Genomic DNA, 16,322 nt, shown 5'->3' with positions numbered 1-16,322 from the left:
GCCATCATGCTTATTCGTTGAACCACGATTGACGAGCCGTCATAATCAGCCTGCCTGCGGTGTCTTCATCCAGACCTTCGATATCTTGTAAGTCAAAAATGGCTTGCTCTGCTAAGTCATCAACCGTGATGATGTCTTGCTCTGCCAGTTTATATGCCCAAGCGACTGTCATGCCATCAAGATTGAGCAACGCTTCACTGGGCTGTTTGATGTTTTGCTGTTTGACCAATTCATCAGCTATCACAGCTTCTTTGGCACGCTCTTGTATCATGTTAATTGCATCGTCATCTAAGCCGTCGATGTCATAAAAGGTGTCAGCAGGCACATAAGCCACCTCTTCAATGCTGGTAAAGCCAATATCTACCAAAGCTTGTGCCAAATCCTCATCGACCTCTAGGCGGTCATAAAATAGTTGTATGTAGGTTTTGGTTTCATTTTCTTGTTTTTTGAGATACTCTTCTTCGAGCATCATGTTTAGGCGATAACCTGTCAATTCAGATGCCAAGCGGACATTTTGACCTTGGGAGCCAATGGCTCTGGCAAGCTGGTCATTGGTGCTAAAGATGATGTCAGCGGTTTTGGTATCCTCGTCAAGCACAATGCTGTTGACATCTGCAGGCTCAAGGCTACTGATGATGTATTGAGCAGAATCATCTGACCACACCACCACATCAATACGCTCATTATCCAGCTCTTGCTGTACCGCTTGAATTCGAGTACCACGCATACCGATACACGCCCCAACAGGGTCAATGCGGTGGTCGTTGGTTTTAACCGAGATTTTAGCACGCAATCCTGGTATGCGAGCCACGTCTTTGATTTCAATGATTTGTTCAGCAATCTCTGGCACTTCTTTTTGCATCAATGCCACCAACATATCAGAATGCGTGCGTGACAATAGCAACTGTGGACCACGATTGTCTCGGTTAACATGATACAAAATGGCATTGATACGAGACTTGACGCGCAACTGCTCTTTAGGCAACATTTGGTCACGGAATAAATACCCTTCCACATTATCACCCAAATCGATGATGTAGCCATCACGAGTTTGTTTTTTGACCTCACCATAAATCATTTCACCAATACGTGATTCAAAGGCATCTGCCACCAATGAACGTTCAGCTTCACGGATTTTTTGAATGATGACTTGCTTGGCTTGGGTGGCAGCAATGCGACCAAACTTAATTGATTCAATTTGCTCTTCTTTAACATCACCGATGGACCATTCATTTGGGTCTAAGTCGCTGATGGCAAGTTGGCAAGCTGGCATCTCGTGATCTTCATCAGCAACCACCGTCCAATAACGATAGGTATCATAGTCGCCTGTTTTTCGATCAATATCGACTCGCAACGCCACTTCAGGCTGTTCAGTATATACTTTCTTTTTTGTTGATACCACCAACGCCTGTTCAAGTGCCTCAAAGATATCTTCAGGGTCTAAGCCTTTTTCGTTACTGACTGTTTCTACAACCGTTAATATCTCACGACTCATGATAAACCTGCTATGTGATTAAAAATTGGGAAAATAAACTTAAAAAATGTCTTAAATGTCTTATTGATAAATCAGATTGGCTTTATCGATGTTGTCCAATCGGATTTGTAAGGATTCACCTTCTTCACTCAAAAGCTGTAAACTGTCCGTATCAAGACGCTCAAGCTTGCCTGCCACTTTGCGTCGTTTACCTGCTTTTGAAGTAATGGCGTTAATCAAACGTAAATGCACCGTATCACCGACATAATCTGCCATCTGTTCAGCGGAAAAAAACGAACGATTCAAGCCGGGGGAAGACACTTCTAGCACATACTCACCAGCGATGGGATCGTGAACATCTAATACCCCACTGACTTGATGGGTAACAGCAGCACAGTCATCAATGGTAACATGAACGCCTTGTGCCTTGGCATCAGGCAGGGCTTCAATATAGATGCGTAATAATGAGTGTCGCCCTTGGGGGATAAACTCAACGCCCCACAGTGCCACATCGCAAGCCAAAACCGCTGGGGCAATGAGCTGGCTTAATTCACTGACTTTACTGGATAGCTTCATAAATATCAAAGTTAAAAAGTATTGTTAAAGATAACAAGCATCAAGCTTATGGGTATTGTTGATTGATGAACAACACACCATTGCAATGTTTTACGGATTTATTTAAGGTATAAAAAAACCCACAGACAATTGGTGGGTTCATCATATCAAACTTATCAATAAATATGAATAAATTTGATTAAGAAATAAGTGGTAGCGGGGGCTGGATTTGAACCAACGACCTTCGGGTTATGAGCCCGACGAGCTACCAGACTGCTCCACCCCGCATCAATTTAGACGGCATATACTAGCGATTATAAAATGTTTTGTCAAGGTATTTTTAAAGTATTTTTATGTTTTGGGTTGCTCAATGATGAAGCAATTAACGATGATGTGATTAACATTGGTGCGATCGGAGGGACTTGAACCCTCACGCCGTGAAGCACCACCCCCTCAAGATGGCGTGTCTACCAATTCCACCACGATCGCATGTTGTAGATAAAACAATTAACACATATTGACTATAACTTGATACATGACCAAACTGGGGACAAGCCCCAAATAAAGAGCAATATTCTACTGTCTTTAAGGGGGGTTGGCAAGTAAATTATTTTACTCTTTTAAACCTTTTGGTTAAGCTAAGGGCGACTCAGTAACGTCATTGTGTTGGGTTTGTGGGCGTGTCATGAACAGGCATTGAGTTGGTGACAGGCACGTCCAAACGATATTGGTCACTGGCTTGTTCTTTGGCATGTACTGCCAATAGCATGCTGGTGATGAAAAAGATGGCAGTCAAGATGGCAGTGGTACGAGTTAAAAAATTACCTGAGCCTGCTGCCCCAAATACCGTACCAGCACCACCTGCCCCAAAAGAGGCACCCGCATCAGCACCTTTACCATGTTGAATCAGTATCAGCCCAATCATGCTGATGGCAACGATGATGTGTAACGCCAAAATAAATGTGTACATACCGCCTCATATTTAATCATTTGTGATAAAAACCATCATAGCGTCTTAGCTTAAAGTGGTTCTTAACTTAAGTGGTTCGATTTTAATGTGTTTGGGTTTTAAGTGGTTGCGTTATTTTAAGAATGCTTGAGCGATTTGCACAAATTTGTCAGCCACTAAAGAAGCACCACCCACCAACACACCATCTACCAGCTTGCTACTGGCAAATTCGCTAGCGTTACTTTCATTGACACTGCCACCATATAAAATGGGTGCGTTTGCCAAGCTTGGATAATGTTCTTTTATGTGTGTTTTGATGAATTGGTGTGTCTCATTGACTTCTTGTAAGTCTGGTACTTTGCCTGTGCCAATCGCCCACACTGGTTCATAAGCCAACAATAAACGAGAAGATAATTGGGTTAGTTCATCTGTTGTCAAGTGATCGAACACGGCTAACTGCTTGGTTAATGTTTCTTGTGTGAGGGCATTTTGATGGTCTGATAAAGATTCTCCCACACATAAAACAACCCCCAGTCCAACTTTTAAGGCACAGCGGATTTTATGAAACAGCTGCACATTGCCTTCTTGGTGATATTGGCGACGCTCAGAATGTCCGACCAATGTCCAAGTTGCCCCCAAATCTTGTGCTTGCCCAGCTGAACAATCCCCTGTAAAAGCCCCTGTGCTGATGGCATGAGAGCTGATGTCTTGCACACCAAACTGTAAATGAGGCCATGTGATGTTTTTATTTAAAGCATTGGCGGCTGTCGTTATCACCGCATCTAAGTGAAGATGGGTTGGAATAATCATTAATTGGCAGTGTTGCTTTACTGAGTGCTGCTCTACTGATTGCCATGTTTGTGCCAATTTATCTGTCAATTCGTTGGTTAAAGACACCGCTTGTGCCTTAGTGGCAGGGTGTTGTTTCCAGTTTGCAATGACCCAAGCGTGCATGACGTGCCGTCCTCAATTTCAATGTTTGATTGTCAAAGCTCGATTGTCAAAACTTGACCTTTTTTCTTTGGTTTTTAACCCAAGCTGTGTATTATAGCAAAGTTAACAGCAAATTTTTACTGTTAAAATGGACTTGATTTTTCCATTTGCCATAAGCATTGACAAATAAGCATTGATAAATAAGTCAGTTTAAAGTAAGTCAGTTTAGTAACGTTCATGGCAATTTATGATAATCTATGACTTATGATAATCCATGACAAATGACGGTTATTTTTATCACCATTTTTGACCAATTTGACTGTTTTTATGATGGTGGGGGGTTGCTAACGTGTTATCATCATGGTGGTTGATATGACAATGGTGATTTATAATAGTGACTTACATTAACTGATTGGTTACAATATTTTTACTTAACCAGAACATGACTTGACCATAAAAAACTGACAAATCATTGGTTAAGAGATTTTTACAGACTGTTTTTTAGAGATTGTTTTTTTAGAGATTATAGATATGTCATCATCGAATATGTCCTTTAGTGGCATTGCTCAAAGACTGGTCAAAGAAGGGCTGATTGCACCCGATAAGATGAAAGCGGCATTGAGTGCTGTCCAACAAGAGAAAACCAGCTTAATTGCTTATGTGGTTGACAATAAGCTGGCAACACAAGAGAAAGTTGCCAGCATCGTGGCAGATGAGTTTGGTGATCCTCTTCTTGACATTGCTGAACTGAGCGATGACAGCGTTCCTAAAGATTTGGTTGATGAAAAGATTGTTAAGAAATACAGTGCGTTGCCTGTTTTTCGTCGTGGGCAACGTTTGTATGTGGCGATGAGTGACCCATCACGCCTTGATGCCATTGATGCCATCTCATTTAATTCTCGCTTGTCAGTGCAGACGGTGGTGGTGGAGTACAGTAAGCTGGTTAAGAAAATCGAAAGCATTTTTGCAGATTCGATGACCAATCTTCAAGACTTTAGTGATGGTGATTTTGATGTTGATGTTGACAGCGATGGTGATGATGAAACCAATGTAGAGGGGGGGGCAGAAGATGCTCCTGTAGTGAAGTTTATTAATAAAATGCTCATAGATGCCATTCGCATGGGGGCATCGGATTTGCATTTTGAGCCTTATGAAAAATCCTATCGGGTGCGTTTTCGCATTGATGGGGTGATGCAAAAAGTGGCTAGCCCTCCTGTCCAGATTGCTGGTAAAATTGCCGCACGCTTAAAGGTGATGTCGCAGATGGACATTTCAGAACGGCGTGTGCCACAAGATGGGCGTATCAAACTTAAAATATCCAAAGATAAAGCCATTGACTTTCGTGTTAACTCCTTACCGACTCTGTTTGGTGAAAAAATCGTTTTACGTATTTTAGATCCGTCTTCTGCCATGCTCGGAATTGACATGCTTGGTTATGAGCCTGACCAAAAAGAGCTGTTTTTAGAAGCCTTACACAAACCTCAAGGCATGATGCTCATCACAGGTCCAACAGGTTCGGGTAAAACGGTGTCGTTATACACAGGTCTTAATATCCTAAACACGGTAGAAAGTAACATATCCACCGCCGAAGATCCTGTGGAGATTAACCTTGAGGGCATCAATCAGGTCAATGTTAACCCAAAAGTGGGTTTGACCTTTGCCAGTGCGTTAAAGTCATTTTTACGTCAAGACCCTGACATTGTGATGGTCGGTGAGATTCGTGACCTTGAAACGGCTGAGATTGCCATCAAAGCGGCTCAAACGGGCCACATGGTGCTGTCTACTTTACACACCAACTCAGCACCTGAAACGTTGACTCGTTTGCGTAATATGGGCGTGGCATCATTTAACATCGCCACATCAGTCAACTTGGTGGTGGCTCAGCGCCTTGCCAGAAGACTCTGTAAGAATTGTAAGCGACCTGCCAGTGTGCCTAAGCAAAGTTTGTTAGAAATGGGCTTTACTGAAGAAGATTTGAGCAATCCTGATAATATCATCTATGAACCTGTTGGCTGTGATCAATGCCGTGAAGGTTATAAAGGGCGTGTTGGTATTTATGAAGTCATGAAAGTCAGTAATGACATCTCTCGCATCATCATGGAAGATGGTAACGCCATTGCCATTAAGGACGCAGCCCTTAAAAATGGTTTTCGAGATTTGCGCCGATCAGGCATCATGAAGGTCTTGCAAGGTGTCACCAGCATTCAAGAGATGTATCGAGTCACTTCTGAATAACGCATCACGGCCCATGTTCTTAACAGGCATATTGAATTAACTTGATTGAACGAATGTGATTAATATAAATAATTAGGAACACGCCCTAGCCAAATCATGGCAATCTTTTTTTAGCATTTTTAGCACACACGAAGATTTTTAGCACATACAAAGACACACAAAGAAAGGATGACAGTCATGGCAACTGCAAAGACTGAAATGTTACTAGATTTTACCTACAGTGGTACTAACCGCCGTGGGCAACAAGTCAAAGGTGAGACCACCAGTCGCAATATAGAGCTTGCTAAAGCCCAATTACGTAAACAAGGCATTAGTGTTAGTAGCATTAAGAAAAAGCCCAAACCACTTTTTCAAATGAAAAAGAAAATCAAGGCGATTGACATTGCTATTTTTGTGCGACAATTAGCAACGATGATGAAAGCGGGTGTGCCATTGACGCAGTCATTTGAAATTGTGGCAGATTCACTTGAAAACCCAACCATGAAAGATTTGGTCTTAGAGCTTAAAGCAGACATTGAATCTGGAACCACATTTGCTGAGGCTTTGCGTCGCCATCCTCGCTATTTTGATGATTTGTTCTGTTCATTGGTGGAGTCAGGTGAGCAAGCAGGTGCGTTAGAAACCATGCTAGAGAGGGTTGCCACTTATAAAGAAAAAAGTGAGCTACTTAAAGCGAAAATTAAAAAAGCGATGAAATATCCCATCGCCGTCATCGTGGTTGCCATCGTTGTGACCATCATTTTGTTGGTAAAGGTGGTGCCTGTGTTTGCTGAGCTATTTGGTTCTTTTGGAGCTGAACTTCCAGCATTTACCCAAATGGTGGTGAATATGTCCGAATGGATGAAAAAATGGTGGTTTATTTTAATTATTGGCATTGGTGCGACTGTCATTGGTTTTTCTGAAGCCAAAAAACGCAGTAAAAAATTCCGAGATCTTTTAGATAGGATTGCTTTAAAAGCCCCTGTTTTTGGAAAGATTGCTTATCAGGCCGTCATTGCTCGCTTTGCTCGCACTTTATCAACCACGTTTGCTGCCGGTGTGCCCTTAATTGACGCCTTAGATTCAACAGCGGGGGCAACCAATAATGTGGTGTTTTATAATGCCACTCAACAAATTAAAAATGATGTCTCAACCGGTCAACAATTACAGTTTGCCATGCGTACCACCAATTTATTCCCCAGCATGGCCATTCAAATGGTGGGTATTGGTGAGGAAGCTGGTAGTTTAGAAGAAATGTTAGATAAGGTTGCCACCTATTATGAAAATGAGGTGGATAATGCCGTAGATGGTTTGACCAGCTTGATGGAACCAATGATTATGGCATTCTTAGGTGTGGTAATTGGTGGTTTGGTTGTTGCCATGTACTTACCCATATTTCAAATGGGCTCAGTTGTGGGATAGTTATTTTGTCTATGTTTATCGAGCCATTACAGCAACTGCAACAAAACCTTTGGTTGGCATTAACCGTTTTTGCGGTATTGGGGTTGTGTGTGGGTAGTTTTTTGAATGTTGTGATTCACCGCATGCCTTTGATGATGCGATACGAATGGCGGCATGAGATTGCGGAGTTTTTATCTTACCAAGAAGACATTGACGAGCCAGTCAAAATGTCGGTATCTCAAGCAGTTGCCAAGGACACTCGCATGACCTTGTCATTGCCTGCTTCACGTTGTCCACATTGTGAGCACCGTATCCGTTGGTATGAAAACATTCCTGTCATCAGCTGGCTGATGTTGCGTGGCAAATGTGGCGATTGCCATGCTCCCATCTCTATCCGTTATCCATTGGTTGAGATCATCACGGCAGTGCTATCGGTGCTGGTCATTCATCAGTTTGGGGTGTCAATACAAGGCATTTGTGCTTTGATGTTTGTTTGGATACTCATCGCTTTAACAGGCATTGATTTTGATACCCAGTATTTGCCAGATAGATTGGTGTATCCGCTGATGGGTATTGGCTTGGCAGTCAATTCATTTGATGTGTTTGCGTCGCCCATAACTGCCATTTGGGGGTTGTTATTTGGCTTCTTATCTTTATGGGTAGTTGCCAAGGGATTTTATTTAATAATGAAAAAGCAAGGCATGGGGCAAGGGGATTTTAAGCTTCTTGCTGCTTTAGGTGCATGGCTTGGAGTAAGTATGCTGCCGTTCATTATTTTTACATCAGCATTGCTAGGCAGCATGATTGGGCTGGTATTGATGAAAGTTCATGGAGAGAGTCGTCCATTTGCATTTGGTCCTTATTTGGCAATGGCAGGGATATTGGCTTTGTTATTTGGTAATGATATTTTAAATTGGTATTTATCCTTATATGCCTAAATCTCCCTAAAACTCAGATGTGATTTTTGGCAAGTCAAAAGGTGATTGTGTGACTGAACATACGCACTGGCAAAATGCACCATCACAAACCACACCGTCAATGAACAGACTCGTTATTGGTTTGACAGGTGGCATTGGCAGTGGTAAGTCATTGGCAAGCGATTGGTTTGCCAAGCAAGGCATTGAAGTGGTAGATGCTGATGTCATCTCCCACCAAGTGGTTGCTAAAGGCACGCCAACTTTGGTTAAAATTCAGCAACAATTTGGTGATTGGGTATTGGGCAAAAATAATGAGCTTAACCGTCAAGCCTTGCGTCAATTTGTCTTTAATGATGCCAATGCACTGATGGCACTAGAGGCCATTACCCACCCTGTCATCAGGCAACAAGCAGAACAACAACTGGCAGCTGCTCAGTCGGAGTATGTCATTTTATCTGCTCCATTGTTGTTTGAAGCCCATAAAGCAGGGCTTGTTGGCTTGTGTCAAAGGGTGCTGGTGATAGATGCGCCCAAGACATTGCAACTGTTCAGAGCCAGTGGTCGAGATGGGCAAAGTGTTGAGAAGATTAAAGCTGTGATGCAACATCAGTTATCACGCACCGAGCGTTTGGCAAGGGCGGACGATGTGGCAGTCAACGATGGCAGTCCATCTGATTTGTATCAACAATTACAGACATTTCATCAGCAGTATTTGCAACTGGCACAAAACAAAAGCTAATCAATCATCTGTTATGCGTTGGTTTTGGTTAATTTGGTCAATCGCCGTTGCCGAGACACTTCATACAGTATCATGCCTGTGGCAACGCTGATATTTAGACTTTCAATTTTGGGTTTTTTGATTTGATGTGTGGGTGATTGACCATTTGGGGCATCTTTATCATGAGCCATTGGAATGCTAGCCATTGGAATATAGACAACTTGGTCACAACTGTCTGCTGTCAAGCGACGCATGCCGTCTGCTTCAGACCCCATGACAATGGCGATTTTTTGACGATAGTCTGGTGTATCAACCGCTTGGGCAGAGCTGTTAAGTGCTGTGCCATACACAAACACACCAGCATTTTTTAGCTCGTTAAGACACCTTGCCAAATTGGTGACTGCGATGACAGGGATTAACTCTGCTGCCCCAACGGATACTTTTGCCACGGTTGGGGTTAGTGGGGCAGTGTGGTTTTTTGGGCAAATGACGGCAGTTACCCCCATGGCAACGGCAGTACGCAAACATGCCCCAAGATTGTGAGCATCAGTGATTTGGTCAAGCACCAAAAACAGACAATTTTCTTGCTTGCTGTGATGTGCAAGATCATGTTCAGGGGCATAAGTCAGCGGTCTGGCATGTAACACCACGCCTTGATGCTGTGGGCTGCCACAAAGGTCGGTTAAGCTGGATTTTTGAGCGGTTTGGACACTGACTCCAAAGGTGTGTGCCAGCTGTATGATGTCATTGACGCTCTTGTCGTCAGGTTTGCCACTTTGTACAAATAGGCTTAGAGCATCTGTGGGTCGGTGTGTTAACAGTGCCATGATGGCATGAATGCCATAAAAATACACAGGTTTTGCCATGATGCGTACTCGATTTGATGTGAATAAGAAATTTAATATGGTCTACTGATATGACTGACATTAGCCTTCTAAATGACAAATGTATTGAATGATGTCGGCAGTTTTTAGCTTAAAATTGCTGTTCCCTGCCACTAAAAATGATTGGCCTGGGCGGTAGTTTTGATAATCAGATTCTGTGCTGACTTTAACTTGACATTCTCCACTTAAAATCTCGATGCGTTCTGATGTGTGCGTTTCAAAGTGATATTCGCTGATGTTGTTATCATTGGGTAAGATGATGCCCAGCATTTTTTTGCTGCCATCGTCAAATAAGATGGTATGACTGCTACAGCGACCATCGTAAGAAATGTTGGCGTTGGTAAGTACAGATGCTTGGGTATATTCTGCCACAGACATGTTGATGTTCCTTAATCTTCAAAGATGTTTGATGATGTACTGACAATTCATCGATAATTCATTTAAGTAACAAAAAGTCATCTTATCATACTACTTGTTTGCTTTATGTTACAAACACAAAAAATTATCGCATGGGTCGGTGGGTGTGGTGGGTGTATCTGGCCATAATTTATAGTAAACTTAGCTTTTGCCCAAAATAGCCTTTAGCGTTGCGATTGGTTGATACCGTTATTAAACTGGCAATGGCATTAAATTAGCAAGAAACTGACAAGGACATTTCAACGTTGCTGGTTTGGTCTTTAGTCTGTTTGAATTTTATTCTGTTTGAATTGTTTAGTCGATTTGAAAGATGATATCCCCATTGAGAATTTATCATGCTCCTGTATCTGACCCTACATCAGTTTGCTTTGATTGCTGAACATGAAGTTCGGTTTGTTGATGGCTTTAATGTCATCACAGGTGAGACAGGTGCAGGCAAATCTTTGTTATTAGAAGCGTTATCACTGTGTGTGGGTGAGCGAGCAGACAGCAGTATGGTGCGTCATGGGGCAGAAAATGCTGATATTTATGCCGAATTTGATGTGATGGACAATCAAGCGGTACAGACTTGGTTTTTAGAAAATGATCGCAAGCTTGAGAACAGTGAATTGCTTATCAGACGACAATTAAGCAGTAATGGACGCTCAAAAGCATGGCTGAATGGCTCACCTGTCAGTTTGTCAGAGCTAAAGTCATTGGGTCAGTTGTTGGTTAATATTCATAGCCAACATGCCCAGCAAGCCCTACTTAAGCCACAATTTATCATTGATTGGCTAGATACCATGGCAGGCATTCAAAAGATTGTCCATGAGACCAAACGGGCGTATCAACGCCATGCTCGCTTAAAACGCCAACAGGCAAATGCCAGTGAGGTGGACGCACACCGCCAAGACCGCATTGCCCTACTGAAAAATCAGCTTGCTGACATTGAACCTTTGTTGCAAGTTGATTACGCCAGTATTGAAGCAGAACATGAAGAATTATCCAATATCGAGTCTTTGATGCAAGAAGCAGGATTGGCGGTGCAATTATTAAATCATGATGGGGCAGATGAGCCTGATGTGATGGGACTATTGGGTCGAGCCATCAGATTGTGTGATAATCAAGTGGGTGTCAGTGCCACCTTTGAGCAGGTGTCTGAATTGTTGTATCTGGCTCAACAACACATCAGTGAAGCCAGTGGTCTGTTGAATGATTATGCTGACCAGCAATTGCCAGATCCTGAAAGACTGTATGAGCTGAATAATTTAATGAGTTTGGCACATCGACTCTCTCGTAAATATAACACCACGCCAGAGGCGTTAATTGACGAATCAAAAGCATGGCAGACAGAGCTTGAGCGACTATTACAACAGCCAAGCAGTAATGATTTGCAAGTGAAAGTAGATGAAGCATGGCAAGCGTATGTGGAAGTGGCAGAGCGATTATCTGAGTTAAGACGTAAGGCGGCGGCTGCCATTGCTGAACAATTGGCAGAGCAAGTCAGACCATTGGCATTGCCCAATGCTCAATGTGAGTTTGAGTTCATACGCTTGCAAGATGAAAGTGAGTACCATGCTGATGGTATGGATGACATTCAACTGTTATTCAGTGCCAATGTGGGCATGCCGATGCAGCCTTTGTATAAGATTGCGTCAGGTGGTGAGCTATCACGCATGGCGTTGGTGATGCAAGTGCTAAAAGCCACGCAAACCGATAAACAAGAGTCACGCCCAATGCTGGTCTTTGATGAAGTGGACGTGGGCATCAGTGGTGGCACAGCACAGATGGTCGGTGAGCTGTTACGCAAGTTGGGAAAACGCCAGCAACTGCTTGCCATCACGCATCAAGCACAGGTGGCTGCTCAAGCTCACCAACACATTTTGGTACAAAAAAAGCACGACACTCAAAGTGAGAGTATCTTAACCGTTGTTACAGCAGAAACCCAAGTCGAAGAGCTGGCACGCATGTCAGGTGGGGTTACCATCACCGAAGTGACTCGAGAACACGCACGCAGTCTGCTTGTTAATATTGAGCATTGATGTGAGTATTTATTTATGGTTTATTAAGCTTGGGGTTTATTAAGCTTAGGACTTATTACCAGTTATTTATTTAGTTATTCAACTTATCACAGTTAGGTCATCGATTGAACAGCACACATACACACACAAAATCTGTTGCCAACACGCACAAGTTAGCCGAAAATTTATCGCATCATTTTTTGATTGCCACGCCCAAGATGCCTGATCCCAGATTTAGCCAAAGTGTCATTTATCTGTGTCATCATGATGATAAAGGGACATTGGGATTGGTGATTAACGCTCCTATTATTGACACCACGGTGGGGCAATTATTTGATAATTTGGACATTGAGGTTAATGCTCCTAAGTTGCGACACAGTTATCCTTTGTTGGGCGGTCCTATCTACGAAGAAGTGGGTTTTGTTTTGCATACGGGGCAAGCGGTTTGGGCATCGTCATTTTCTATTGCAGAAAATATTTGTCTGACCACCAGCCTTGATATCTTAAAAAGCCTTGCCAATCAAGGTGGTCCTACTCATTTTCAGCTATTTTTAGGGCATGCCAGCTGGGCAAAAGGTCAGTTAAAAAAGGAGATTGATGCAGGGGATTGGTTGATATGCCCTGCTGACAGTCAGCTGATTTTTGATACGCCCTATGATGAACGTTGGCATAAAGCTGGGCAAAGACTGGGGGTTGATTTGGATTTTTTCAGCGATGATATTGGTCATGCTTAAAATTGGTTACTCTTAAAATCATTAAAACAACACATACGTTCATTAATACAGTTTATTAACGTAACAATACAAACATCATCATGACACAAACACCATCATGACATCAACATCGCCATAAACCACATATCATGAATAACCCAAAAAATCACAGTGATTATCTGAGTACTGCCCACATGGCATCACCCCATACGCCAAAGTTGATATTGGCATTGGATTATGGGGTTAAAAAGATGGGCATGGCACTGGGTAATACCTTAACCAAAGATGCCAGAGCTTTTGATATTTTGCCAATGGATAATGGTCAACCAGCTGATTGGGACAATCTACTTGGCATCATCAGCACATGGAAAATCCATACAGTTGTCGTGGGCTTACCACTGAATATGGACGGTACAGACTCCATACTCAGTAAGCGGGCGGCTAAATTTGCCAGACGTTTGACACATCGGATACATGAGCAACGCTTAGCGACGGTTGTTCGGTTATGCGATGAACGGTTAAGCTCCAAGGAAGCTCGTCAGTTGGCATGGCAGTCAGGGTGGATTAAAAATGAGCAAGACCCCATTGATGACATCTCAGCGTGTTTGCTATTGACTTCTTATATGAATGAGCAACTTATATGAATGAGCAACACGCATCACCGCTAAATTTATCCGAATACCTATGTTTCCGAATACCCATGGTTGCCAAAAATCTAAGCTTACTCAAAACTAAGTTTACCCAAACCCCTAATTTCACCCAAATCCCTAATTTCACCCCAATAAGAGTATGAGTAACCATTTTGACTGATTCATTCACTTCATCAACAGGCTTTGCCAAACCTGCTTTGCATCGCATTCGACAAGCAAGGACATTCAATCAGCTGTCGATTTATTTGATTTATGTGGCGATGGTGTGTTTTGTGGGGTTTGGGACTTTGGCAAGTCTGCCAAGTTTGCATGACAGCAGTTTGGTGTATGGGTTGTTTCATTATGTTCCGTATGCTTTGGTGGGGCTTAGCATTTTGCCTAACTTATTTGTGGCGTTTGTGCTGTACCGTTATCGACTTAGCCAGCCGTCCATGATAGCCTTGTGTTTGGTCATGTCGTTTGCCTTGTTTGTGTTCAGTGTTTATGTGGCATTGGCATCGTGGTTGGGGGTGGCTTTTTTGTTTCGAGTAAATTTGAAACGGTTTTTTCAATTTTTGGCAGAGGCAACGAATTAAAAAGTGAGTGAGACAATGATGCAATCTCATCAAACCAGTCAGACTGATCAACAAGCAGAGTATTGTTTGGACACACAAGGGCTAAACTGCCCAGAACCTGTGATGCTACTGCACCGAGCCATACGTAAAGCCAATGTGGGTGAGCGTATTGAAGTGCTGGCGACTGACCCTGCCACCACTCGTGATATTCCTAACTTTTGTCGTCATCTTGGGCATGGGCTGTTATTGGAACAGCATTTTGATGATGATGCCACCCCCAAATATCGCTATGTGATACAAAAAAGAGCGGACGCATCATGAGTCGTACGGTTGCCCTACACCCCAGAGAACCTAAAGCCTTATTTGTTGATGATGAAGCGGTTTATTTGACTGAATTTCGCACAGCGATGTTGGGTAGGGGCTTGGCCACTCGCACTCGTAATGCCTATGTGCAAGACCTTATGGCGTGTGAGACCACGCATTCAAAACCATTGACCCAATGGCAACACGATGATGTCTTAATTTGCTTGTCTGCCCTGGCACAGCAGGGTAAAAGCCCACGCACGCAGGCACGAATGTTATCAAGCTTACGCCAGTTTTATTTATGGCTGATTACTGCCGATCGCCGAGAAGATAACCCCTGTGAGCAAATCAGCCCCCCCAAACTTGGGCGAGAGTTGCCTGATAATTTAAGTGAAACAGAGGTTGAGTCGCTCTTACTTGCTCCTGATGTCAGTACGATTTTGGGCATTCGAGACAAAGCCATGTTGGAGTTATTGTATGCGTGTGGGTTACGAGTATCGGAGCTGATGAATCTGACGTTAGAGCAGGTCAATTTAAACGCAGGATGGCTACAGATTGTCGGTAAAGGCAATAAAAAACGCTTATTGCCCATGGGTGAATATGCCACTGATGCGTTGAGCCACTATTTGACTCATGCAAGAAGTGAGTTGCTTGGTCATGCCAGCAGGCATAAACACAAAACCAATCAATGTCAAGCGGTGTTTTTGACCATGCAAGGTGGCTTTATGACACGGCAAAACTTTTGGCACAGTATTAAAAAATACGCCCAACAAGCAGGTATTGATAAAGACATCTCACCGCACAGTTTACGTCATGCCTTTGCCACACATTTGCTTAATCATGGAGCGGATTTACGCAGTGTGCAGTTGTTGCTTGGGCATAGTGATTTATCCACCACGCAGATTTATACGCATGTGGCGACGGCTCGATTGCAAAAACTACATGCCAAGCATCACCCAAGAAATAACCTCATTTTAGAGAACAACCATGACACTGACACACACCCTTGATATTGAGCTACAACATAAAGCCAAACAATGGCGACAAGACATTCAATTTCGGCAGAATGTGTTGGGTAAGCCTTTTGACTTTACCACCACTTGGGGTATTTTCTCACCAGAGAAGTTAGATGACGGCAGTTTGATGCTTCTTGACCACATTGACTTTATCACTGATGATGACTCGATAGACTTAGGTTGTGGCTATGGGGTACTTGGCATGACCGCTGCCCGAGAATGCCCCCAAGGACAGCATACCCTGATTGATAAAGACTTTATGGCGGTAGAATACGCCAAACGTAACTGCTTGGCAAACGCTCTTAGTAATGTGGACGTGCATTTGTCCAATGGCTTTAACCATGTGGCAGATGATAAAACTTTCAGCTTGGTGATGTCTAATCTGCCTGCTAAAGTGGGTAAAGAACAGCATTATTTGTATTTGCTTGATGCGTATGCTCAGATGCGATTAGGTGGTCGTTTTTATGTGGTCACCATCAACGGATTGCGTCAATTTATCAAACGGGCATTTACCGAAGTGTTTGGGAATGCTGATAAAGTGAAACAGGGCAAAACCTATACGGTAACTTTGGCGATTAAAGAATGATGGCTTATCTTTATCCCACTCCGCCGTAAACCTACGAC

The 16,322-nt window shown here is 43.0% G+C and carries 18 protein-coding genes and 2 tRNA genes; 12 read left to right on the top strand and 8 right to left on the bottom strand.

From position 1 onward, the window contains the following. Positions 1 to 10: 10 nt before the first annotated feature. The 6 genes from nusA to tpiA form a co-directional block, all read right to left on the bottom strand. On the bottom strand, positions 11 to 1,495 hold the full coding sequence (nusA, locus tag WDM69_RS09445; RefSeq protein ID WP_078306353.1) for a transcription termination factor NusA: 1,485 nt from the start codon (positions 1,493 to 1,495) through the stop codon (positions 11 to 13). A 60-nt stretch (positions 1,496 to 1,555) separates the two neighbouring features. Beyond that, positions 1,556 to 2,050: a ribosome maturation factor RimP gene (gene rimP, locus WDM69_RS09440; protein ID WP_078306352.1), complete on the bottom strand. Its 495-nt coding sequence runs from the start codon at positions 2,048 to 2,050 to the stop codon at positions 1,556 to 1,558. 190 nt (positions 2,051 to 2,240) lie between these two features. Beyond that, positions 2,241 to 2,317, bottom strand: a tRNA-Met gene (locus tag WDM69_RS09435). A 116-nt stretch (positions 2,318 to 2,433) separates the two neighbouring features. After that, positions 2,434 to 2,518: transfer RNA gene (locus WDM69_RS09430), tRNA-Leu, on the bottom strand. A gap of 169 nt (positions 2,519 to 2,687) precedes the next feature. After that, on the bottom strand, positions 2,688 to 2,999 hold the full coding sequence (secG, locus tag WDM69_RS09425; RefSeq protein ID WP_078306351.1) for a preprotein translocase subunit SecG: 312 nt from the start codon (positions 2,997 to 2,999) through the stop codon (positions 2,688 to 2,690). Between the two features lie 111 nt (positions 3,000 to 3,110). Continuing rightward, a complete protein-coding gene (tpiA, locus tag WDM69_RS09420; protein ID WP_078306350.1) occupies positions 3,111 to 3,932 on the bottom strand; it encodes a triose-phosphate isomerase in 822 nt (273 codons plus the stop codon). Between the two features lie 510 nt (positions 3,933 to 4,442). Between tpiA and pilB the strand changes: the two genes are divergently transcribed. The 4 genes from pilB (at position 4,443) to coaE (ending at position 9,182) form a co-directional block, all read left to right on the top strand. Next, a complete protein-coding gene (gene pilB / locus WDM69_RS09415) occupies positions 4,443 to 6,146 on the top strand; it encodes a type IV-A pilus assembly ATPase PilB (RefSeq protein WP_078306349.1) in 1,704 nt (567 codons plus the stop codon). 177 nt (positions 6,147 to 6,323) lie between these two features. Next, the gene (locus WDM69_RS09410; protein WP_078306348.1) at positions 6,324 to 7,547 is read left to right on the top strand and encodes a type II secretion system F family protein; all 1,224 of its coding nucleotides are present in this window, start codon (positions 6,324 to 6,326) and stop codon (positions 7,545 to 7,547) included. Positions 7,548 to 7,558: 11 nt separating this feature from the next. Next, positions 7,559 to 8,464 (top strand): prepilin peptidase, encoded by a 906-nt coding sequence (locus WDM69_RS09405; protein WP_205760089.1) that lies wholly within the window; start codon positions 7,559 to 7,561, stop codon positions 8,462 to 8,464. Positions 8,465 to 8,564: 100 nt separating this feature from the next. Further along, on the top strand, positions 8,565 to 9,182 hold the full coding sequence (gene coaE, locus WDM69_RS09400; protein WP_078306439.1) for a dephospho-CoA kinase: 618 nt from the start codon (positions 8,565 to 8,567) through the stop codon (positions 9,180 to 9,182). An 11-nt stretch (positions 9,183 to 9,193) separates the two neighbouring features. Here the strand turns inward: coaE and rlmB are convergent, their stop codons facing one another. Together rlmB and WDM69_RS09390 are read right to left on the bottom strand one after the other, a co-directional pair. Next, entirely contained in the window at positions 9,194 to 10,027 is an 834-nt protein-coding gene (gene rlmB, locus WDM69_RS09395; protein WP_078306347.1) for a 23S rRNA (guanosine(2251)-2'-O)-methyltransferase RlmB, read from the bottom strand. Between the two features lie 60 nt (positions 10,028 to 10,087). Then, positions 10,088 to 10,423, bottom strand: coding sequence for a pyrimidine/purine nucleoside phosphorylase (locus WDM69_RS09390; protein ID WP_078306346.1), 336 nt, complete (start codon positions 10,421 to 10,423; stop codon positions 10,088 to 10,090). Positions 10,424 to 10,797: 374 nt separating this feature from the next. On the opposite strand from WDM69_RS09390, the gene recN reads away from it, so the two are divergent. The 8 genes from recN to WDM69_RS09350 all read left to right on the top strand — a co-directional run bounded on the left by recN (position 10,798) and on the right by WDM69_RS09350 (position 16,284). Further along, entirely contained in the window at positions 10,798 to 12,483 is a 1,686-nt protein-coding gene (recN, locus tag WDM69_RS09385) for a DNA repair protein RecN (protein ID WP_078306345.1), read from the top strand. 197 nt (positions 12,484 to 12,680) lie between these two features. Continuing rightward, a complete protein-coding gene (locus tag WDM69_RS09380) occupies positions 12,681 to 13,196 on the top strand; it encodes a YqgE/AlgH family protein (RefSeq protein WP_078306438.1) in 516 nt (171 codons plus the stop codon). Positions 13,197 to 13,369: 173 nt separating this feature from the next. After that, on the top strand, positions 13,370 to 13,819 hold the full coding sequence (gene ruvX / locus WDM69_RS09375) for a Holliday junction resolvase RuvX (protein ID WP_169832898.1): 450 nt from the start codon (positions 13,370 to 13,372) through the stop codon (positions 13,817 to 13,819). After that, the gene (locus tag WDM69_RS09370; RefSeq protein WP_158077837.1) at positions 13,816 to 13,968 is read left to right on the top strand and encodes a hypothetical protein; all 153 of its coding nucleotides are present in this window, start codon (positions 13,816 to 13,818) and stop codon (positions 13,966 to 13,968) included. The genes ruvX and WDM69_RS09370 overlap by 4 nt, the downstream gene beginning before the upstream one ends. A 9-nt stretch (positions 13,969 to 13,977) precedes the next feature. Beyond that, a complete protein-coding gene (locus tag WDM69_RS09365; protein WP_240494811.1) occupies positions 13,978 to 14,400 on the top strand; it encodes a hypothetical protein in 423 nt (140 codons plus the stop codon). Between the two features lie 18 nt (positions 14,401 to 14,418). Next, complete coding sequence (tusA, locus tag WDM69_RS09360) at positions 14,419 to 14,700, top strand: sulfurtransferase TusA (RefSeq protein ID WP_078306436.1); 282 nt, start codon at positions 14,419 to 14,421, stop codon at positions 14,698 to 14,700. Further along, the gene (gene xerD / locus WDM69_RS09355; RefSeq protein WP_338755411.1) at positions 14,697 to 15,692 is read left to right on the top strand and encodes a site-specific tyrosine recombinase XerD; all 996 of its coding nucleotides are present in this window, start codon (positions 14,697 to 14,699) and stop codon (positions 15,690 to 15,692) included. Before tusA ends, xerD begins: the two co-directional genes overlap by 4 nt. Further along, positions 15,670 to 16,284 carry a class I SAM-dependent methyltransferase gene (locus tag WDM69_RS09350; RefSeq protein WP_143823231.1) on the top strand — a complete coding sequence of 205 codons (615 nt, stop codon included), beginning with the start codon at positions 15,670 to 15,672 and terminating at the stop codon, positions 16,282 to 16,284. The genes xerD and WDM69_RS09350 overlap by 23 nt, the downstream gene beginning before the upstream one ends. Positions 16,285 to 16,322: the final 38 nt, after the last annotated feature.

The sequence above is a fragment of the Lwoffella lincolnii genome, from assembly GCF_037201985.1.
In the GTDB taxonomy this organism is placed as follows: Bacteria; Pseudomonadota; Gammaproteobacteria; order Pseudomonadales; family Moraxellaceae; genus Psychrobacter; species Psychrobacter lincolnii.
Note: the sequence above shows the minus strand (reverse complement) of the source record. Positions and strands in the feature narration are given on the sequence as shown.